Below are 18,634 nucleotides of genomic sequence, written 5' to 3'. Positions count from 1 at the left end.
ATCTGAGGCTCAGTTGTAGATGCCCGTGCCGTAGACGACCTCGTAATTCGAAAGCTTTCCGTCCTTGTCCGACTCGGCGATGATCTCAGTGCTACTGAAGAGGTTCAGAGAGATCGCCGACATCGCCGATCCGTCTCACATGAATGTGCCGCTGATGAATGAGCCCCCGTTCGGATTCTGCAGCGGCACGTACCGGCAGCCGAACCTGTTGTAGCGGAACGCCAGAGCGAGCGAGACGGCCAGCGCCAGAATGGCGAGCGCGAAGTAGACCTGATCCGACGACACCCGCGGGCTTCCGCTGCGCCACAGGTCGGCGGGGAATATCGGGTTTGACGTGACCTGATCCGTCCCCAACTTCTGGCACACCAACCCCGCCAGAACCAGCGAAACGCCGAGTGCGGAAACCGCACCCGGCGGCCGAAAGATCAACGGGTACAGAACGAGTCCGAGGGCGACCGCCATCAGCAGTGCGATGACCAACGCCGGCACCGGACCGACAGGTTCCCCCGAGCCCACCGTATCCGGGAGGCCTGGGATCAGCAGGAGTAGTTCACCCTGCCGAAGAAATGCGTAAACGTAGGCGATGTCCAGCACGATCGCGCCCGTGGCGAAGTTGAGAACGCCCGAACTGCGAAAGGTGAGCACGATGGCGAGCGTGAGCGCACCGAAGACTGCGCCGTTGCCGAGTCCCAACGAGAGGGAGACGAGATCCTGCATCGACGACGATCCTTCACTGTTGCAATGAGGATTTCGGTTAGTGACACACACGTTAGATCAGGTTGGCGCTCGCCGATGCGGAATCGTCTACTCAGTCCGATTTTTCCGATTCTTCAAGAACAGACTTTTCTCGAATGATGTTTTTGGCCATCTAAAATGCCACATTTTATACTGCGGGCCGCTCTCACATGGTGAGCTACTCGCTACCTGCGTCTACATGACACTGGATTCAGATGAGGGCGCCAACGCCGGTCGCCACGCCTCCAACCCGTCCATGGTCTGGGCCGCCACGCCGATCCGATCGGACAATGGTCCCCACCGTCGTGCGAGCTCGCGAGCAGCCTCGGTCACCGTCCCGACGACGGCGAACTCGGCGAGCATCTCATCGTCGATCAGTGCAGACATCGCATCCCACTCCCCGGTCTTCGCCAACACGTTCAGCTTCTCGTGCACACCGCCCCAACCGTGTACGTCGAGCACTCCTCGGTACGACGGCGTCGAGCCGTAGAACGCGATCTGCCCGCGCACGTGTTCACGTGCACGGGCGACCTCGTCCTGGGTGGTCCCGGTGGCCAGCATCGGCGTCAGGCAGATCTCGATGTCAGCACGCGTCCGACCCGATATCGCAAGGCCCTCGTCGATGCTGGGTCCGATGACCTCTGTCAAATACTTCTCCGTAACGAACGAGTGCACCTGGAAGCCGTCCGCGACCTCGCCCGCCACCCGCGACATGCCGGCACCCACACCTGCGACGAGAACCGGGGGGCGCCCGTACGGATTGGGACCCGGATCGAACATCGGCGTCATCAATGTGTGCGAATAGAACTCGCCGTCGAACGCCAAGCGGGTCCCGTTCTCCCACGCATCCCAGATCGCGTGCAACGCGTGCACGTATTCCCGCATGCGCGCCGCAGGACGTGACCACGGCATCGCGAAACGTCGGGTGATGTGCGCGCGAACCTGACTCCCCAAGCCGAGACGAAGCCGCCCACCCGCGAGAACCTGCACGTCGTTCGCGGCAGTCGCGGTCACCATCGGGCTGCGCGCGAAGGCGACGAGAATGCTCGTCGTCAGTTCGATGTCGGCCGTGGCCTGCGACGCCGCCGCGAGCAGCACCAACGGGTCATGGTTCGTCTCGCCCAGACACAGTGCGTCGAACCCGACCGCTTCCGCCGCCGCGGCGATAGTCGCCACGGTTCCCGTTCCCGGATCGACGAGAACGTCGAACGTCGATCTGCCAGCCATCGTTTACTCCCTATTGCTGATACTGAATTGGTTCACGACCGGTCCGGCCAGATGACTTCCCCCGGTCGAGTAGATCAGATAGCGTGTATTCCGTCCACGGAATACGCAATCAGACCAGAACACAACGAGGAGACCGATGCCCGACGCCGACCCCACGCGCTCCCGAGCCGCCGCCGTCGCGCGAGCGATCGAGGACGACATCGTCGCGTCGGGTTGGCGCGTCGGCGAGTCCATCGGCTCCGAGTCCGAGCTGATGGAACGGTTCGGCGTCGGCCGCGCGTCGATCCGGGAGGCGTTCCGCATTCTCGATAGTCGTCACGTCGCCACACCGCGCCGCGGACCAGGCGGAGGTCTCGTGGTCACGGCGCCGGATCGATCCGCGGTGCTCGACCACGCGTCGCTCTACCTGGAGTACACCGGGTTCGCTCCGGGCGACGTTTACTCCGTCATGGAGACTCTCGAGGTATCCGCCGCGCAAGACCTCACGGCGACAATCGATTCCGCCGGTATCGATCGACTTCGTCAGGTCCTTGCGGAGGAGGCGATCGCTGCGGACTATCGCGAGCGCACCGTCACCGTGCACACCGAGATAGCTCGCCTCGCCGGCAACGCTGTTCTGGAGTTGTTCGTCCACATGGGCAACAACCTCGCCCGTCTGCACGGCGTCGCACCCACTCAGTCGGAACGAGCGTGGATGCACGAACGCAACATCGAACTCGTCGACGCCATCGTCGCCGGAGATGCGATCGCGGCAGGCCGCGCGGTGCGCAGACGTGTTCGAGCCATGACCAAGCGCGAGGCACTCTCGGCCCAACGCAACACGACTACGAAGAAAGATGTCGAACAATGACGGAACCCGACGACACATTGGTACTGGTGGAACAGCGCGGACGCACCCGCCTGTTGACGCTGAATCGTCCGCGAGTGCGCAACGCGCTGTCCATCGCGCTCAGCGACACCCTCGTTCACGAGCTTCGAGCGGCGGACGCCGATCCCGACACCGCCATCGTTCTGCTCACCGGGGCCGGTGGGGCGTTCTGCTCGGGTGTGGATCTGAAAGATCTGGCGGAGAACGGATTCGACGGCGAGCGGTCGTCGGACGGAAACTGCATCACGGTACTCGCCGCCATGGTCACACCGGTGATCGGTCTGATCTCGGGCCCGGCGGTGACCGGTGGATTCGAACTGGCGCTGGCATGCGACTTCTTGCTCGCCACCCCCGACGCCCGCTTCGCCGACACACACAGCCGAGTGGGAATCGTCCCGGGCGGCGGTCTGACCGGTCGACTGGCCGCAGCCGTCGGCATTCGTCGTGCCCGGCAGATGAGTTCCACCGGTTCATATCTCGATGCACCGACGGCGCTCGCCTGGGGCATCGTCAACGAGATCGTCCCTGCGGACCACCTCGTCGACCGAGGATGGGCCGTCGCCGAAGCCATGCTAGCCGCCGACCCACACACGCTCGCGGCGGTCTGGGCTCTCTACGACGCGGCGGCCGATGACGCCACCGCCACCGCGATCGACCGCGAGGCCGCCGTAAATCGCAGGTGGAGTGTGTCGGCCAACGGCGTGGCCGACAGGACGGCACAGGTGTTCGATCATGGCCGCACTCAAACCTCCAGTTGCTGAGTCCCTCTCACGGCCGAATGGGCGGAAAGTAGGATTCCGCTCCCTGAGAACGGACGTCGTCGAACCAGCCCGGCCCGTACGCGTCCACCGTACGGACAGAATCGGGTGCTTCGAGATTCCACGCCTGCCGCTTGTACGTCCAGTTGTTCGGCTGCAGTGAGCGGGCGGACTTCCAGCTCGAACGCCTCGAGACGATGCGTCCCATAGCCGACGCCGCCGAGTCGGAGCTCTACCTACAGATGGTGCTCGACTGGGCCGGACACGGTTCGCAGAGCAGATACGTTCTGGTGCTGGAGGACGTCGTGGCACGGTCCGCACCACGCTCTGTCTACGAGTCCATCGCCGCAGCGCACTTCGAGCTCGGCCAGCATCTTCAGCTCCTCGGCGACCACGCCGGAGCCGTCGAGCACTGACGTGAAGCACACCGCTTGCAGCCGTTGAACTGGACGTACAAGCGTCAGGCCTGGCAGTTCGAGTACGGCGAGGCATCGCTGTTCGAGGGCAGCTTGGAGAGGATCTGCGCGAGGTCGGGCCGGCGAACTACTTCCCTAGACTTTGTCCCTGACAATCCGTTTCATTGCATCGACCCACCGACGGGCCCACGCCGTGCACGCCCCGGCCAGGCCCGCTACACAGCGGGCGTCTACGGGCCCCGCGCCGAACTCGAACCCCTCAACCTTCGAAGGAACCCAATTCGGCGGCGCCCTCACGACCACCACCGAGATCGAGAACTTCCAGTACCAGGCCCGCACGACCATCCTCGCCATCGGAGCCGCAGCACGCTACCTGTCCAACCCCGCGGAAGGCACCGCCTCCATCGACGAGCGCTGGCTCGCCGAGCATGGCGACATCACGACCACCACGCTCGAGCACGCCGACCAACCCGTCAACGTCGTCCACGCCTGAGCTCATACCAGTCCGCGCCTGAGCACACACCGGTCCACGCCGGATTACTCGACGACAACCTCGGAATCGAGCATCGCTACAATTTCCTCTGCGCTGTAACCGATTTCCGACAAGACCTCTCGCGTGTGCTGCCCCTTACTCGGCGCAGCACGGCGAATCGACGGCATTTCGTCGTCGAACTGCACCGGCGCTGCCGACAGCTTCAGATCCGGATGCTCGGGGTGCCTCATCAGGTAACCGTTGGCCGTCACCGCCGTATCGGTCTGAACGTCTACCGGTGTGGAATAGAACGAGAAGATGCACTGACGTGAGCCCAGTCGTTCGGTAATCGCCGCACTGTCCAGCCCCGCGATCACAGCACCGATCTGCACTGCGATCGATTCCCGATTCTCTTTTCGCGCGGCCGCGTCGGGGTATGCGTCGACGAGCGCATCCAAACCTAGCGCCACGAGTGCCGGCTCCCAGTAACGCGCTTCGTCGATCATCATCAGTGCCACCCAGCGATCGTCGGCAGACCGATACTGCCGGATCAGGGGGGCCATATCCTTCAGCGGCGCCTTCGGCAGTTGCTCACCGGTCAACGACGCGTACGCCATGTCGGGGCCCAGGTTCCAGGCTGCCGAGCCCAGCAGCGACGTGTCGACCACCGTTCCCTCGCCCGTCCGGGACACGTGGACCAGTGCAGCGCAAATCCCACCAGCAAGGAACATCCCACTCGGAATGTCGCCGATGGCCGGTCTCTGCTGGGCGGGACGTGCGGCGCCCTCATCGGTCAGGACGTGAGCGACTCCGCCTCGAGCCCAGTAAGAGACGGCGTCGTAGCCACCAGCTTCAGCCTCCGGGCCACGTTGCCCCTGTCCGTGCCCCTTGGCCACGACGAGGCGGGGATTGAGTGCCAGCAGATCCGACGGCTCGGTGTGCAGCTTGCGCTGGACCCTCGGAAGCTGATTGGTGATGGCGACATCGGCCCACTTGACGAGCTTTTCGAAGATTCTGCGCCCCTCGGTGTGCCGAACGTCGAGCGCGATCCCCCGTTTGTTTCTGTTGACGAGTTCGAACAGGAAGTCGTACCCGTCCTTGGACGGGACCATTCCACTCGGAATGATCGAGCGCATGGCGTCACCTTCCACGCGTTCGATCTTGACGACGTCTGCCCCGAAATCGGCCAGTGCAGCGGCCGCGGCAGGGACGAAGCCGTGTTCGGAGAAGTCGAGAACTTTGACCCCGGTCAGCGGAAGTGTCATAAATGTACGCTCCTGAACTGTAGGCGAATTCGAACGGAAGGATCGACGATGACCTTTCGCACGGAGGCCCCAGACCATGCTCTGCTCCCCCGGCTGGACCGGGCGGCGAGGTAGCCACCGCGCTCGCTATCGCCGAGGCCCACACACCCATCGCCTACTCGCACGATGCGCGCGAGGGCGTTTCGGCATGCTTCGAGCGCAGGGCTCCCCACTCGCAGGGGCGCTGAGCGCCCCGTCATCAGTGTGTGCGCTCGCCGAAGTCGATGTCGGAGAGCCCACGGAACGGCCTGAAGTTCGGGCGGTCCAGCCACGACGGCCGAGCCGCGTGATCGTCTGCCGGGTGGGCCCACTCCGGCGAGTCACCCCAGTCCAGGCGGCTCAAGCGATCGTCGGTGGACTGCGGAAACTTCGCCAGGGCGGCATCGTATTCGCGCGTGAAGCGCTTCATCTCGGCCATCAGCCAGAGATCTTCCTCCGAACGCCACTTGCCGTTCCCGGCGTAGCGAATGTTCTGCCACGACGAGAAATCGATCGGCGGCGCGCCTGGCTCTGGATTGTCCGCGCGATTGATCACCTCGTACACCACGCGATCACCGTCGATGGCATACCAGGCCAGCGGATTGTAGACGTGCGGGGCCGCGCCCATCGTGCCCTCGATGAATCGGCGAATTTCGCTGGGACCGGTGAACTTTCCGTAGAAGTGGTCATGGTAGACGGCATCGTCGGTGAACAGGTCGGACCAAGCTTCCCAGTCTTCGAGCACCTGACCCACCCGAAAGTAGTGGCGGAACGCAGTTTCCACTTCGTCGCGCGTGAATTCAATCACTGGGGCAGAACCTTTCTCTCGTCCAGCATCGCGCTCGTGACTGCGAAGTTCTCGATCAGCGCCGCGCACTGCTCGGCGTGGTCGAGAACCAGATGATGGTGACCGCCGGGGATCTGCACGTAGGTGCTGGTCTTCGACGGAAGTACACGTTCCGCGTCCGCAACCGCGCCGGTGGTGACGACGGAACTGTGCTCGCCGTACACGTACAGCAGCGGTACCGTCAGGGCCCTTGCCGAATTCAACACGAAGTCGTAATCGAACGTCACGCGTCCCGTTCGGTCGAACTTCCACGTCCAACCGCCCTCGACCGCACGTAGCGAGTTCGCTGCGATTGGCGCTACCAACTCGGGTGCGACTGGAGGCTGCGGCGGCATCAGCCGAAACCGCGAGACCGCCTCGGCTGTGGTCGCATACGGGACCGATCGCCCCTGCGGACGTTCGGGAAATTGTGGCCGTGGCTCGGCGAGTCCAGCAATCAGCGTGTCGAACAACACGACTGAACTCACGCGTGAACCATGCTGTGCAGCAACACCGATAGCTACTGCGCCACCGAGACTGTGCGCGGCGAGAATCGCATCGGTCGAACCGAGGTGCTCGAGAACGCCGACGACGTCTGCTGCCCACTGCTGTACGGAATACGCCTCGCGATGACCGCTGTCTCCGTGCCCGCTCAGATCCACGAGCACCAACCGGTACCGGTCCTCGAGCAGCGGCACGATCGCATGCCACCACTGCGAGTTGGCCAGATGACCGTGTATCAGCAGGATCTCACGCGTGCCGCTGCCGGTTACGCGGTACCTGATCGGTACTCCGTCGACGTCGACGGAGTAGTCCACGTCCAGAGCCCTATCCGCCCATGCGCAGGCCGGCGGCACGCGTACCGAACACGTCGGTCGCGAAGATCCCGCCCAGCTTGTTCGCATCCCAACGCTTTCCGCCGTTGGAGACCACTGCCACCGGGGACCACGCCTTCAACAGCTGGATGTTCTCTCCGAGCGCCTTGATGACCTGACCGCTGACGTGGCCGGCCTCCGGACTCGCGAGCCACGCGACGACCGGTGATCCGAGTGACGGGTCTTTGGGGTCGAACTCGTCTTCGCCGCGCTCGTCGGGCTCGATGGCCGGAGCACTGCCTGCCATGGTCGCGGACATTCGTGTACGTCCGCCCGGGCTGATGGCGTTGACCGTTGCACCGATCGAGGCGAGTTCGAGACTCGACGTCTGCGTCAGCCCGACGATGGCGGCCTTGGCAGCGCTGTAGTTCGTCTGACCAAAGTGACCGAGCAGACCTGCGCCGGACGTGGTGTTGATGATGCGCCCGTACACCTTGCCTCCGGATGCCTTGGATTCGTCGCGCCACTTGCGAGCCACAGCCCTTGTGGTCAGCCAACTTCCACGAACGTGCACACGCATGACTAGGTCGAAGTCCTCGGCGCTCATGTTCCAGATCGCGCGATCGCGCACGATGCCCGCGTTGTTGACGACGATGTCCAAACGCCCGAGTTCGGCGTACGCACGCTCGACAAGAACATCGACCTGGGCCTCGTCACCGACATCAGAGAAATCCGAGATCGCCGTGCCACCGCGGGATCCGATGATCTTCACGACATCGTCGGCGACCTTACCTGTGCCCTCACCGTCTAGCGACGTACCGAGATCGTTGACGATGACCGTGGCACCGTGCTTGGCGAGTTCGAACGCGTGTCCGCGTCCGATGCCGTGTCCGGACCCGGTGACGAGTGCGACTTTGCCGTCGAGCAGTCCGCTCATGGGTGTGTTTCTCCTTGTGTTGTTCGGGAAGTGCAACGTGCGATCAGGACGAGACGGGACGAAACACCGTTGCATCGAGTTCGTCGGTAATCGGCCGGAAGAAGACCTCTACGACCATGCCGACCTCGAGCTCCTCGGGCAGGGCACCTTCGATATTCGTCATCACACGCGGCCCCTCGTCGAGCTCGACCATGGCCGCGACGTACGGCAGCCGAGTCTTGAACGGGTGAAGATCGTTGACGTAGACGGTGGAATACGTATAGAGCGTTCCTCGTCCGCTGGCCGCTGCGGCCACGACGTTCTCGCTCCAGCAGAACGGACAGAACGGCCGCGGGTAATGGTGTACCCGCGAGCAGTCGTTGCACGACGCGATCAGCAGCGTCCCCGCCTTCGCGGCATCCCAGTACGGACGGCTCGCGTCCTCGACGGTGGGCAGGTCAGCGCGCGGATTCTCGGTTGCATTGTCAGCCATGATCGTTCACCAACCCACGTATTCGGGGGGACGCTTCTGGACGAAGGCTGTGACGCCCTCCTTCGAGTCCTGCGCGTAGGACTGGATCTCCTGAGCCATCGCCTCGGCGACGAACGACGCGGTGCGATCGCTGTCCGGCGAGTCGTTGAACAACCGCTTCGTCAACGCGATCGCACTCGTCGGAGCCACGGCCAGTCGGCCGGCGAAATCGGCCACGGCGTCGTCGAGATCCGCAGCGGGAACGACCCTGTTGACCAGACCCAGGCTCAATGCCTCTGCAGCGGTGAGCTTCTCACCGAAGAAGGCCATCTCCTTGGCCTTCTGCATACCGATCCGGCGCGGCAGGAGGTAGGCACCGCCACCGTCGACGACGAGTCCGCGTTTGACGAACGACTCGGCGAAGTACGCGGCATCCGTCGCGATCACGAGGTCCGACGCATACGCGAGGTGTGCGCCGATTCCGGCCGCCGCGCCCTGCACCACGGTGATGACGGGTTTGCCGCAATCGAGCACGGATGCGACGAGTTTCTGGGCACCGGTCATGATCGTTCGCATCGCTCCGGTCACCCGTTTGACGTTCTTGGCGTGGCCGTCGGCGAGCTTGACGACGTCCGCGCCCGCGCAGAAGTGTCTGCCGTTCGCACGCAGGACGACGACGCGCACCTCCGGATCGGCATCGGCGTCGAGAAAGAGTGCGATCAAGGCATTGCGATCGTCGGGTCTGATCGCGTTGGCGGCGTCGGGGCGATTCAGCGTGACCGTCAGTACTCCGCCGACCAGGTCCGACACGATCGCGGAGTCCACCTCGTGGTTCACCATCGTTTCCGTCATCGGTCACTCCCTACCGGGCCACGTGCAAGGCCGCGTTGATCCACAAATTCTGACAACAATGTCATCGAAACTTCGGTCATCCGGCACTGTAGGTCGCCCGAAGATGCTTGATGCCGTTGAGGAAGTTCGACCGCAGCATCGCGGGCTCACCCACGGCCTCGATGTCCGGGTACCGAGTGAACAATTCACGGAATGCGACGTCCAGTTCCAGCCGCGCAAGGTGTGCACCCAGGCAAAAGTGCGGGCCCGGCGCTCCGAATGCCAAGTGCGGGTTGGGGTCACGGGTGATGTCGAAGGTGTACGGATCCTCGAACACCTCGTCGTCGCGATTGGCCGAGGTGTACCACAGCACCACCTTGTCACCCTTGGCGAATTCCTTGTCACCGAGGCGAACTCCGTCCCGGGTAACCGTCCGACGCATGTGCACCACCGGGCTCGCCCAGCGCAGCATCTCCTCGATGGCCCCCGAGGCGTAGTTCTCGTAGTCCGCCATCCAGGTATCACGCTGATCGGGGTTGCGGCTGAGTACCAACAGACCATGCGTGATGACGTTGCGTGTGGTCTCGTTGCCCGCCCCGACGAGCAGAATGAAGAACTTGGCCATCTCGGCGGGAGTCAAGTTGTCGCCTTCGGTCGCTGCCACCAACCTACTGATCAGGTCGTCCTTGGGATCGGCGATGCGCTCCTCCGATAGGGTGCGCAGCAGCGTGATCAATCCTTCGCTCGCCGCTGTGACGGCCTTGCCGATTCCGGCTGCGGTCTGGTCCTCGATGTACTCCGCATCCGAGGCGCCGAGAATGGTGTTGGTCGCTTCTAGGATGAACTTCTCGTGCTCGCGTGGGATACCGAGCATGTTGTCGATGATTCGCAGTGGGAGCAACGCAGCGAAGTCGCCGACGAAATCGCACTCACCCGAGGCGGGCATCTCCTCCAGGATCTCGCGAACGGTTGCCTCCACCTCGTCTCGCAAACCTTCGAGCGACCGGGTGGTGAAGCCTCGCGAGACGATCTTGCGCATGCGCGCATGCTCGGGATTGTCCATGTCGATGATCGATCCGCGGTACTCACGCAGCTTCTGCGGCTGATCGAAGATCTGAGTGCCCTCACCGGAGGAAAAGTCCTCGGGACGACGGCTGACCTCGAGGATGTCCGCATGTCGCGTCAGCGCATAGAAGCCCTTTGCCGGACTGGATCCGGCGGCGCCGACGGGGACGAAGACCTGCGGGTGGTTTCTTCGCAGGTCCGCGAACACCTCGTCGCGCTCGGCCGGGTTGTTCTGCCACCAGTTCAAATCGACGAGTGGCGTCGAGACCTCTTCGGTATCGATCATTGAAACCGCCTAAGAATGTGATCCGGGTAACCCACCTTTGCGATTCTGGCAGTTGTGTCACTATTTGGCAAGCGGCTTGAACAGGCAAATATAGTCACTTGAAACCAATGCGCAATCCGCCAACTGGCTCTATCGTCACTTGAGAACCCTCACGTCCACACCATCGACTCCAGCAAAGGTCTCCACGAAGTGAGCGACGCCCCGTACCCGTCCCCCGCACTGATCATCAGCGAATGCCAGCGTGGGATTCTCGACCCTGCACGGTCTGTGTCACCCGGTCTTGCATCGATGGCAGCCGACCGAGACGTGGTTGGCAGAACTGCCGCATTGGCAGCCGAGTTTCGAGCCCGCGGCCTGCCGGTGGTGCACTGCATCATCGAGCATCGCGCCGATTTGAAGGGTATGCGAGCCAACTCCTATCTCGGCGCCATGTCGCTGAAACATCGATCCATGACCGTGGGCTCCGACGACGTCGAGATCCCCGCTCGGCTCGGTCCCGAGCCGAGCGACATCGTGAGCTCACGCGCGACCGGCCTGACCGCCTTCTACGGCACCGAACTGGACGCCATGCTGCGATTGGAGAATGTCGCCACTCTGGTTCTGGCGGGAATCTCGACCAATATCGCACTACCCGGACTGGCGCTCGAGGCGGTCAATCGGGGGTACTCCGTCGTGCTCGCCGAGGACTGCACCGCCGGATCGTCGCCCGAGGCACACGAATTCATGGTCTCGAACATGCTGACACTTCTCGCGCGAATCACCCCGGCAGTCGATGTCATCTCTCGACTACCGGGGTGACGCGGACTTCGGTGCGGTCAGCTGGGTCTCATCGACTCGGAGTCAGAGCCGCAGCCTCCGCGTCCTGCACGGCGTCACCGTTGATCGAGAAGCCGCCGTCGACGGTCACCAGCGACCCGGTCGCGAAAGCTGCCTCATCGGAAACGAGATACGTTGCTGTATAGGCGATATCCATAGGGTTTCCGATTCGAGTGAGTCGACCACCACCGGTGTGATGTCCTGAATCGCCACGTCCGGCGACCACCCTGCCCACAAGAATGCAGTTGGCCCGAATTCCGTCGGCACTACCTTCGACTGCGAGTGATCGCGTCAACGAGTTCACCGCGGACTTCGCGGCTCCGTACGCACCGAAACCCTTGAACCCGGCGACGGACTGACCCGACGAGATGTTCAGGATGGACGCGCCGTCCGCCGAAACGAGGTGCGGCCAGGCATACTTCGACGCCCAGAACACGTTGCCGGTGACAGTGCCGGTCATGATGGCCTGCCACTCCTCGTTGGAGTACTCGTGGATGGGCTTGATCGTCGTGGCCACCGCCTCGGTGGGAGCCGCGTTGTTGACCAGGGTGGTCAGCTTTCCGAACCGTTCCACGGTCGATGCCACCGCGCCGCGGATGCTGTCCTCGTTCGTCACGTCCAGGGAGAAGAACTCCGCTTCGCCCCCGGCTTCCCGAATGCGGGCCACCACTTTGTTACCGCGATCCGCAGTTCGCCCGGTGACCGCGACCTTGGCCCCCTCCAACGCGAAATGCTCCGCCATAGAACGACCGATGCCACGAGTGGATCCGGAGATCAGTACTACTTTGTCGGACAATCGTGTTCCCATATGTACTCCTTGCGCGTGGATATTGCCGACGACCGGCGTCGATCAGAGCGATTCCTGCAGGTTCTTCATGGCAATCAGTCGACGACGAGTCATCTCGATCGACGCGGGCGCGTTGGGATCGTCTGTGCGGGACTCCAACTCGCTCAGATGAGCTCGGGTGGCTTCAATCTCCTCGACCAGCCGCTCACCGGCCTCGTCACGCGTCAGCAGATCCTGATCGGTCCAGTCTGCTGCGTCGATGTCCTTCTCTGTGGCCATGCTGACACCATTGCTTTCGATCGAGACCGAGTGCGACGAATCGGGGCATCGTGCTCAACGCCCGCGCGGCACCGTGGCCTGTTTCACGTGTTTGAATCTGACACCTATGTACGGTAGTGACCGTCATCACAACTGTCAACGTGGGCTGCGTCGGCCCGCGTCGACGAACGCTTCTTCGATCCGCCGATGCCGCGCCCTCACCGATTCCAGAGCCTCGGGATGCGTCACGATGTACAGATCTCCGCGCTCGATCGCATCGACGACGGTGTCTCCGACCACATCCGCGGACAGGATTCCCTCTGGTTGCCTCCGATCCGACTGCGCCGGAGCCGAACCCGGCCTGTTGCGTTCACTGTTCGCGATGTTCGATCGGACCATCGCCGGAACGAGGACGCCGACGCGGACGTGCGAGTCACGCTGAGCTAGTTCCTCACTCACGGTTTCGGTCAGTGCGACGACGCCGAACTTCGTCACGCCGTACGCCGCGAGACCGGGCCCTGCTCGCAGTCCCGCGATGGAAGCGGTGTTCACGACATACCCACTGGTCGACGTCGATTCGATGATCGGGAGGAAGACGTTCATGCCGTTGACGACGCCCCAAAGGTTGACGTCGATCACCCAGCGGAAGTCGTCGAGGGTGAGCTGATCGAACGGCGCGATCTTCGCGACCCCGGCATTGTTGACGGCGATGTCGATCCTGCCGTGGCGTTCGACGACCTTGTCGGCCAGTGCCTGCACGTCTACAGCATTCCCGACGTCGGTCACCACTCCGGGAACTCCGAGCGACGCCGAGGCCGCCTCGAGGGCTGTTCTCTCGACGTCGGCGACGGTCACCTCGGCGCCTCGGGCGATCAGCGATGCCGCGATCGCGTATCCGATACCGGCTGCACCACCGGTTACCACTGCGACCTTGCCCGTCAGATCCGAAATTCCCACGGCCATCGTCGGTACCCTCTCCTTATGCCGAGTCCCGTTGTTGGGAAACGATCTTCACTGTTCAGTCGATATTCAGCCCACCGAGCGCGAACTCGCTGATCCACTCGACGTCCGCGTCGGTCGGTGCCGTCGAACCCCACAGGTGACGACGCATCGCACCGAGTACGAGGTCGGAAATGCATGCCCCGTCGCGCACCGGATCGCAGCCCAGAGCATCGAGGGGCGCGTCGAGCAGATCCGAGATCGGTTTCAGCAGCTCGTGCTGGCTGCCGCCGGGAGACGCGGATCCGGACTTGCTCAGGTGACCGAGCACCGTACGGGAAGTCTGCGCCGCTTCGACGCTACTGACCTGTCGTAGCACTCCGCGAGTCCACGCCGCAACCTGCTCACGTGGATCGTCGACTTCGTCCATGCGTCCGCTCACGAACTCGACCACTCGACTGACGCCCTGCTCAAGGACGGCGAGAACGAGGTCGTCCTTGCTCGGAAACGAACGATACAGCGTCTGGTTGGAGATGCCGGCCGCGGCGACGATCTCGGATACCGACGGCATTGCCGGAGCGGACTTTTCGATGAGTCCGAGGGTCACGTCGAGTAACCGCTCGATTTCGTCCTCGGCAGATTTGCGCTGTCGCTCGGTTCGCCGCGCGGCGGCCTGTGCGGCCCGGCTGTTTGCTACCGGTGACCGAGAATCTGAGGTATCGTTCTGCATCTTGAGTAATCGCATTCTGTTTCTAGGAGACTGATGAGTTCCAGTATGGACGACAACAGCAACTCCGTAGCCGCCGACACCGGATCTCCGTTCGACCTGTTCAGCCTCGCAGGCAAGGTCGCACTGGTCACGGGCGGCAGTCGCGGCATGGGTAGACAAATGGCGCTCGCATTCGCCAAGGCAGGCGCCGACGTCATCGTCGCCAGCCGCAAATTGGAGAACTGTCAGAGTGTCGTCGCCGAAATCGAGGCGATCGGACGGCAGGGCCTCGCCTACAGCTGCCATCTCGGGCACTGGGGCGAGATCGAAGGACTGGTCGACGCAGCGTACGAAAAGTTCGATCGAGTCGACGTTCTAGTGAACAACGCCGGCATGTCGCCCACCTACGACAGCGTCACCGACGTCACCGAGAAGATGTACGACAGCGTTCTCGGCTTGAACCTCAAGGGCCCGTTTCGGCTGACCCAGCTGGTCGGAACTCGAATGAAGGCACAGGGTTCCGGCAGCGTCATCAATGTCAGCAGCACCGGATCACTACGTCCGATGGGCTCGATCATCCCCTATGCCGCGGCGAAGAACGGCCTCAACGCCATGACCGAGGGATTCGCCGACCTTCTCGGGCCCGAGGTGCGCGTGAACACGCTGATGCCGGGTCAGTACATGACCGACATTGCCGCAGCCTGGGACATGGAGCACACCATCGAGGCGTCCAAGCGGCTGCACTTGGAACGAATCGGCCAGCCGCCCGAGATCGTGGGCGCAGCACTGTTTCTCGCAAGCAACGCATCGAGCTACACCTCGGGCACCATCGTGCGCTCGGACGGCGGCATCCCCTGATCTACTGCCCGCAGCATGAGCCTGCGGTGACGACGGGATGCTCTCGTCCCGTAGTCACCGCAGGCCGGGTAGGCCGTTCGAACTCTCAGAAGTGATCGACGAGAACCTTCGCGAGAATGTCGGGTTCGCTGATCATCACGTTGTGACACGTATCGATGTCGACCACGTGCTCGACCCCGCCGAGGTTCTCGATGTGCATGCGCTGTTGTTCGGGAGTGACAGCACGATCCTGGCTGGTCAGAATCCACGTCCGCGGAATCGACTCGGGCATACCGCTACGGTCGACGGCTTGCGTTGCGAGAAGGTCCGATTCGGCGCACAGGCCCGACACACTGAATTCGATCTGCTCGTCCGTCATGCCGTTGCAGAACAACTGTTCGGCCAGCTCCCTCGGAAAGGGCGCCGGTTCGGCGTCCTCCTCGACCTTGTCGCTCACCTCCTGCTGGAGATCACCGACCAGATCCTGCAGGATGGACATTCCGTTCGGGGGCATGGCTGCGGCGACGAAGACCATGCGCGACACTCGATCCGCACCCAATACGGCAGCGACGCCGGGTACCGTCACACCTCCCATCGAATGGGCTACCAACATGACCTCGTCGACGCCCGCGCGTTCGATGTCCGCCACCACCGAAGCAACGCAGTCCGCGATGCCGACCGTCCGAATGTTCGCCGGATTGCCCGCTCTCCCTGGTAGATCCACGGCGATGACCTCGATGTCGGGACGCAACACCGCCAACGCCTCGACCGTCGGCTTCCAACACTCGGACGTGTGTTGGCCACCGTGTACCAGAACTATCGCTCGACTCATGATCTCTGCGTCTCCTCGTTCGTCCAGTACTGCTCGAGCAAAACTCTTTTGAGTAACTTCCCGGTCGGCGTCCGAGGCAGGCCGATGGCGAAGTCCACGGACTTCGGGCACTTGTAGCCCGCCAACACCTCGCGTGTGTGTGCGATCAGAGCAGTGGCAAGTTCGTCGCTGCCGGACACACCGTCTTCGAGCTCCACGACGGCCTTCACCTGTTGTCCGAACTCGTGATCGGGGACACCGATGACAGCAACATCGAACACCGCGGGATGTTCGGCGATCCGGTCCTCGATCTCCGCGGGATAGATGTTGACGCCGCCCGAGATGATCAGGTCGACTCGACGACCGTCGAGGTAGAGATATCCGTCCTCGTCGAGGTAGCCGAGGTCACCGAGAGTCGCACGTCCCGATGCGTCGAACACACCTGCGGTCTTCTCCGGCGACTTGTGATAGCTGAACCGCGGCGCATGCTCGAACCACACGATGCCACGGACTCCCGGCGCGGCCGGCCTGCCGTCGTCGTCCAGCACCGAAATCGTTCCTGGGGAGGGTTTTCCGACCGATCCTGGATGTTCGAGCCAATCCTTCGGGGCGATCAGCACCATGCCGATATTCTCGCTGCCGCCGTAGAACTCGTACAGAATCGGTCCCCACCACGTCATCATCGCCTGCTTGACCGACACTGCACACGCGGCACCCGCGTGAATGACGCAGCGCAGGCTCGTGACGTCGTACTGCGACCTGACGTTCTCGGGCAGACCGAGCAAGCGCACGAACATCGTCGGAACCACACTGATATGCGAGACCTCGTGGCGCTCGATCAACCGGAGGGTCTGCTCGGCGTCGAATCGCTCGGTGAGCACGAGCGTCCCACCCCACCTGATGACCGATGTGCAACTCTGCAGCGGGTAGGCGTGATAGAGCGGTGCCGAGTTGAGCCAGACCGAGCCCTCCGAGAATCCCCACGTCGCGGCGAATCCGGCAGTCAGCGGATCGCCCTGTGCGAAAGAAACATTCGGCATGTCACGCAGGATGCCTTTCGGTTTTCCCGTGGTGCCGGACGAATAGAACATGAACGCACCCTGGAGTTCCCCGGCCGTTGCCTCGGCTCCCGGGTCGACCTGGTCTCGGTACAGGTGCTCGACGCCGGACGACGAGTGGTCGTCATCCGCCACCAACACGACAGGCGATGTCGGTGCGTGACAGACCGCACCTCGGATCGTATCGACGTATCGCGCGGAGGTGACAATGAGACGTGCGTCGGAATCGACGATGACGTGCGTGATCTCGTCGGTCGTCAGATGGGTTCCCACGGCGACCAATCGGACGCTCGTACGGAGTGCAGCGACGGCGACGACGAGATAGTCCGCGCGGTTCTCCATCGCCACGGCAACCCTGTCACCGGTCACGATGCCGCGGGCCGACCAGTCCTGCGCGACGGTTCGAGACAGATGCGCCAGTTCGCCGTACGTCATCGACCGACCGTCCGGGACCAGGATCGCGCATCTGTCCGGATCACGTTCTGCCCAGTAATCGGGTGTCAACGGCGGCGCTTCGGTCTCGACGGACACAGGGTCGACGGACATAGGAATTGGGCTCCTTCTTCTTGCTGAGATCCCGGCAGTGTGGTTATTTCGGCAGCGCCTGCATCATGCCGCCGTCGAGCTCGTAGGTGCTGCCGGTGATGAACGACGCCTCGTCCGAGAGAAGAAACGTCACGAGATCCGCCGCCTCGTCGGGGCGACCCATCCGACCCATCGGAACGAGGTCAGACCACTTCTGTTGGAACTCATCGGGATACGACAGGATCGCGGGGGTCGCGATCGTCGCAGGCGCGACAGCGTTGACCCTAATTGCGTCGAGGGCATAATCGATCGCGGCGTTGCGAGTCAGTCCGACGATGCCGTGCTTGGACGCCACGTAGCCAGCCATCAGCTCGGCGCTCTTGAGCCCGGCACATGAGGTGACATTGACGATCGAACCACCACCGTGCTCGACGAAATGCGCGAGCTCGGCGCGCATGCACAGAAATGTACCCCGGAGGTTGACGTCGATCGACAGATCGAACGCCGCGGGATCGAGTTCGTGAATTCGCTTCATCTGGTGGTTGATTCCGGCGTTGTTGACCGCCAAGTGCAACCCGCCGAAGTGCTCGACGGCGTGAGCTACCAACGCCTCGGCGTCGCTCTGCTTCGATATCTCGGCGTGGAAGAACGACGCGCACCCGCCTGCCGCGGTGATCTCGTCGACCACTCGCGCCCCTGCCGCGTCGTCGATATCGGAGACGACGACGGCAGCGCCCTGGGCCGCGAGCGCCTTCGCGCACGCTTCGCCGATTCCATTGCCTGCTCCGGTGACCAGAGAAATCTTGCCGTCGAACCGCATGGACGTCGTCTCCAAGAGTATGTGTACAGAGCCACCGATAGGATTGTCCGAGGTTCGGCATCTGACATCAATGGACAGTAATGTGACGCAGACCACCTGTCAAT

Annotated in this window: 21 protein-coding genes and 1 pseudogene; 6 read left to right on the top strand and 16 right to left on the bottom strand. The window is 63.0% G+C overall.

Features of this window, described 5'->3' with window-relative positions; translation table 11 throughout:
* Positions 1-135 precede the first annotated feature (135 nt).
* Both ABH939_RS28465 and ABH939_RS28460 read right to left on the bottom strand, forming a co-directional pair.
* Positions 136-717: an ABC transporter permease subunit gene (locus ABH939_RS28465; RefSeq protein WP_151097055.1), complete on the bottom strand. Its 582-nt coding sequence runs from the start codon at positions 715-717 to the stop codon at positions 136-138.
* A 213-nt stretch (positions 718-930) separates the two neighbouring features.
* Positions 931-1,962, bottom strand: a complete 1,032-nt coding sequence (locus ABH939_RS28460; RefSeq protein WP_042447313.1) for a TIGR03617 family F420-dependent LLM class oxidoreductase — start codon at positions 1,960-1,962, stop codon at positions 931-933.
* 136 nt (positions 1,963-2,098) lie between these two features.
* Here ABH939_RS28460 and ABH939_RS28455 point away from each other — a divergent pair, with 136 nt between their 5' ends.
* The 4 genes and pseudogenes from ABH939_RS28455 to ABH939_RS28440 form a co-directional block, all read left to right on the top strand.
* On the top strand, positions 2,099-2,812 hold the full coding sequence (locus ABH939_RS28455) for a FadR/GntR family transcriptional regulator (RefSeq protein WP_042447315.1): 714 nt from the start codon (positions 2,099-2,101) through the stop codon (positions 2,810-2,812).
* Entirely contained in the window at positions 2,809-3,591 is a 783-nt protein-coding gene (locus tag ABH939_RS28450) for an enoyl-CoA hydratase (RefSeq protein ID WP_151097057.1), read from the top strand. Before ABH939_RS28455 ends, ABH939_RS28450 begins: the two co-directional genes overlap by 4 nt.
* 131 nt (positions 3,592-3,722) lie before the next feature.
* Positions 3,723-4,004: a hypothetical protein gene (locus ABH939_RS28445; protein ID WP_151097059.1), complete on the top strand. Its 282-nt coding sequence runs from the start codon at positions 3,723-3,725 to the stop codon at positions 4,002-4,004.
* A 168-nt stretch (positions 4,005-4,172) separates the two neighbouring features.
* Positions 4,173-4,401: pseudogene (locus ABH939_RS28440) on the top strand (hypothetical protein); the annotation flags it as partial.
* Positions 4,402-4,541: 140 nt separating this feature from the next.
* Here ABH939_RS28440 and ABH939_RS28435 read toward each other — a convergent pair.
* From ABH939_RS28435 to ABH939_RS28405, 7 genes are all read right to left on the bottom strand, one after another.
* A complete protein-coding gene (locus ABH939_RS28435) occupies positions 4,542-5,741 on the bottom strand; it encodes a CaiB/BaiF CoA-transferase family protein (protein WP_073513233.1) in 1,200 nt (399 codons plus the stop codon).
* Positions 5,742-5,979: 238 nt separating this feature from the next.
* Positions 5,980-6,567 carry a nuclear transport factor 2 family protein gene (locus ABH939_RS28430; protein ID WP_243580647.1) on the bottom strand — a complete coding sequence of 196 codons (588 nt, stop codon included), beginning with the start codon at positions 6,565-6,567 and terminating at the stop codon, positions 5,980-5,982.
* On the bottom strand, positions 6,564-7,403 hold the full coding sequence (locus tag ABH939_RS28425) for an alpha/beta fold hydrolase (protein WP_191908616.1): 840 nt from the start codon (positions 7,401-7,403) through the stop codon (positions 6,564-6,566). Before ABH939_RS28425 ends, ABH939_RS28430 begins: the two co-directional genes overlap by 4 nt.
* Positions 7,404-7,413: 10 nt before the next feature.
* Positions 7,414-8,337 (bottom strand): SDR family NAD(P)-dependent oxidoreductase, encoded by a 924-nt coding sequence (locus tag ABH939_RS28420; protein ID WP_042447329.1) that lies wholly within the window; start codon positions 8,335-8,337, stop codon positions 7,414-7,416.
* 43 nt (positions 8,338-8,380) lie between these two features.
* On the bottom strand, positions 8,381-8,809 hold the full coding sequence (locus tag ABH939_RS28415) for a Zn-ribbon domain-containing OB-fold protein (protein ID WP_151097061.1): 429 nt from the start codon (positions 8,807-8,809) through the stop codon (positions 8,381-8,383).
* Between the two features lie 6 nt (positions 8,810-8,815).
* Entirely contained in the window at positions 8,816-9,640 is an 825-nt protein-coding gene (locus ABH939_RS28410; protein ID WP_042447332.1) for an enoyl-CoA hydratase/isomerase family protein, read from the bottom strand.
* A gap of 76 nt (positions 9,641-9,716) precedes the next feature.
* Positions 9,717-10,970, bottom strand: coding sequence for a cytochrome P450 (locus ABH939_RS28405; protein ID WP_042447334.1), 1,254 nt, complete (start codon positions 10,968-10,970; stop codon positions 9,717-9,719).
* Between the two features lie 189 nt (positions 10,971-11,159).
* On the opposite strand from ABH939_RS28405, the gene ABH939_RS28400 reads away from it, so the two are divergent.
* Positions 11,160-11,768 (top strand): cysteine hydrolase family protein, encoded by a 609-nt coding sequence (locus ABH939_RS28400; protein ID WP_042447336.1) that lies wholly within the window; start codon positions 11,160-11,162, stop codon positions 11,766-11,768.
* 28 nt (positions 11,769-11,796) lie between these two features.
* On the opposite strand, the gene ABH939_RS28395 is transcribed toward ABH939_RS28400, so the two are convergent.
* From ABH939_RS28395 to ABH939_RS28380, 4 genes are all read right to left on the bottom strand, one after another.
* Positions 11,797-12,594: an SDR family NAD(P)-dependent oxidoreductase gene (locus ABH939_RS28395; protein WP_042447338.1), complete on the bottom strand. Its 798-nt coding sequence runs from the start codon at positions 12,592-12,594 to the stop codon at positions 11,797-11,799.
* 42 nt (positions 12,595-12,636) lie between these two features.
* On the bottom strand, positions 12,637-12,852 hold the full coding sequence (locus ABH939_RS28390) for a hypothetical protein (protein WP_042447340.1): 216 nt from the start codon (positions 12,850-12,852) through the stop codon (positions 12,637-12,639).
* A 135-nt stretch (positions 12,853-12,987) separates the two neighbouring features.
* Positions 12,988-13,794: an SDR family NAD(P)-dependent oxidoreductase gene (locus tag ABH939_RS28385; protein ID WP_042447343.1), complete on the bottom strand. Its 807-nt coding sequence runs from the start codon at positions 13,792-13,794 to the stop codon at positions 12,988-12,990.
* A 55-nt stretch (positions 13,795-13,849) separates the two neighbouring features.
* The gene (locus tag ABH939_RS28380) at positions 13,850-14,500 is read right to left on the bottom strand and encodes a TetR/AcrR family transcriptional regulator (protein ID WP_073513265.1); all 651 of its coding nucleotides are present in this window, start codon (positions 14,498-14,500) and stop codon (positions 13,850-13,852) included.
* 45 nt (positions 14,501-14,545) lie between these two features.
* Between ABH939_RS28380 and ABH939_RS28375 the strand changes: the two genes are divergently transcribed.
* Positions 14,546-15,337 carry an SDR family NAD(P)-dependent oxidoreductase gene (locus tag ABH939_RS28375; RefSeq protein ID WP_151097366.1) on the top strand — a complete coding sequence of 264 codons (792 nt, stop codon included), beginning with the start codon at positions 14,546-14,548 and terminating at the stop codon, positions 15,335-15,337.
* Between the two features lie 85 nt (positions 15,338-15,422).
* Here ABH939_RS28375 and ABH939_RS28370 read toward each other — a convergent pair whose 3' ends face one another.
* From ABH939_RS28370 to ABH939_RS28360, 3 genes are read right to left on the bottom strand one after another with little or no spacing between them, the layout of a single operon-like run.
* Positions 15,423-16,148, bottom strand: a complete 726-nt coding sequence (locus tag ABH939_RS28370) for an alpha/beta fold hydrolase (RefSeq protein ID WP_042447347.1) — start codon at positions 16,146-16,148, stop codon at positions 15,423-15,425.
* Positions 16,145-17,731 carry an AMP-binding protein gene (locus ABH939_RS28365; protein WP_151097063.1) on the bottom strand — a complete coding sequence of 529 codons (1,587 nt, stop codon included), beginning with the start codon at positions 17,729-17,731 and terminating at the stop codon, positions 16,145-16,147. The genes ABH939_RS28370 and ABH939_RS28365 overlap by 4 nt, the downstream gene beginning before the upstream one ends.
* A 43-nt stretch (positions 17,732-17,774) precedes the next feature.
* Positions 17,775-18,530, bottom strand: coding sequence for an SDR family NAD(P)-dependent oxidoreductase (locus ABH939_RS28360; RefSeq protein WP_042447349.1), 756 nt, complete (start codon positions 18,528-18,530; stop codon positions 17,775-17,777).
* Positions 18,531-18,634 lie beyond the last annotated feature (104 nt).

The sequence above is a fragment of the Rhodococcus sp. 27YEA6 genome, from assembly GCF_044908235.1.
In the GTDB taxonomy this organism is placed as follows: Bacteria; Actinomycetota; Actinomycetes; order Mycobacteriales; family Mycobacteriaceae; genus Rhodococcus_F; species Rhodococcus_F qingshengii.
This window is presented reverse-complemented; position numbering and strand designations above follow the sequence as displayed.

Bases quoted from the DNA above. Each gene is read 5' to 3' on its own strand.
- ABH939_RS28420 (WP_042447329.1), bottom strand. From the start codon at position 8,337: ATGAGCGGACTGCTCGACGGCAAAGTCGCACTCGTCACCGGGTCCGGA.
- ABH939_RS28450 (WP_151097057.1), top strand. From the start codon at position 2,809: ATGACGGAACCCGACGACACATTGGTACTGGTGGAACAGCGCGGACGC.
- ABH939_RS28365 (WP_151097063.1), bottom strand. From the start codon at position 17,731: ATGTCCGTCGACCCTGTGTCCGTCGAGACCGAAGCGCCGCCGTTGACA.
- ABH939_RS28465 (WP_151097055.1), bottom strand. From the start codon at position 717: ATGCAGGATCTCGTCTCCCTCTCGTTGGGACTCGGCAACGGCGCAGTC.
- ABH939_RS28415 (WP_151097061.1), bottom strand. From the start codon at position 8,809: ATGGCTGACAATGCAACCGAGAATCCGCGCGCTGACCTGCCCACCGTC.
- ABH939_RS28380 (WP_073513265.1), bottom strand. From the start codon at position 14,500: ATGCAGAACGATACCTCAGATTCTCGGTCACCGGTAGCAAACAGCCGG.
- ABH939_RS28390 (WP_042447340.1), bottom strand. From the start codon at position 12,852: ATGGCCACAGAGAAGGACATCGACGCAGCAGACTGGACCGATCAGGAT.
- ABH939_RS28360 (WP_042447349.1), bottom strand. From the start codon at position 18,530: ATGCGGTTCGACGGCAAGATTTCTCTGGTCACCGGAGCAGGCAATGGA.
- ABH939_RS28460 (WP_042447313.1), bottom strand. From the start codon at position 1,962: ATGGCTGGCAGATCGACGTTCGACGTTCTCGTCGATCCGGGAACGGGA.
- ABH939_RS28395 (WP_042447338.1), bottom strand. From the start codon at position 12,594: ATGGGAACACGATTGTCCGACAAAGTAGTACTGATCTCCGGATCCACT.
- ABH939_RS28375 (WP_151097366.1), top strand. From the start codon at position 14,546: ATGGACGACAACAGCAACTCCGTAGCCGCCGACACCGGATCTCCGTTC.
- ABH939_RS28435 (WP_073513233.1), bottom strand. From the start codon at position 5,741: ATGACACTTCCGCTGACCGGGGTCAAAGTTCTCGACTTCTCCGAACAC.
- ABH939_RS28455 (WP_042447315.1), top strand. From the start codon at position 2,099: ATGCCCGACGCCGACCCCACGCGCTCCCGAGCCGCCGCCGTCGCGCGA.
- ABH939_RS28405 (WP_042447334.1), bottom strand. From the start codon at position 10,970: ATGATCGATACCGAAGAGGTCTCGACGCCACTCGTCGATTTGAACTGG.
- ABH939_RS28385 (WP_042447343.1), bottom strand. From the start codon at position 13,794: ATGGCCGTGGGAATTTCGGATCTGACGGGCAAGGTCGCAGTGGTAACC.
- ABH939_RS28410 (WP_042447332.1), bottom strand. From the start codon at position 9,640: ATGACGGAAACGATGGTGAACCACGAGGTGGACTCCGCGATCGTGTCG.
- ABH939_RS28370 (WP_042447347.1), bottom strand. From the start codon at position 16,148: ATGAGTCGAGCGATAGTTCTGGTACACGGTGGCCAACACACGTCCGAG.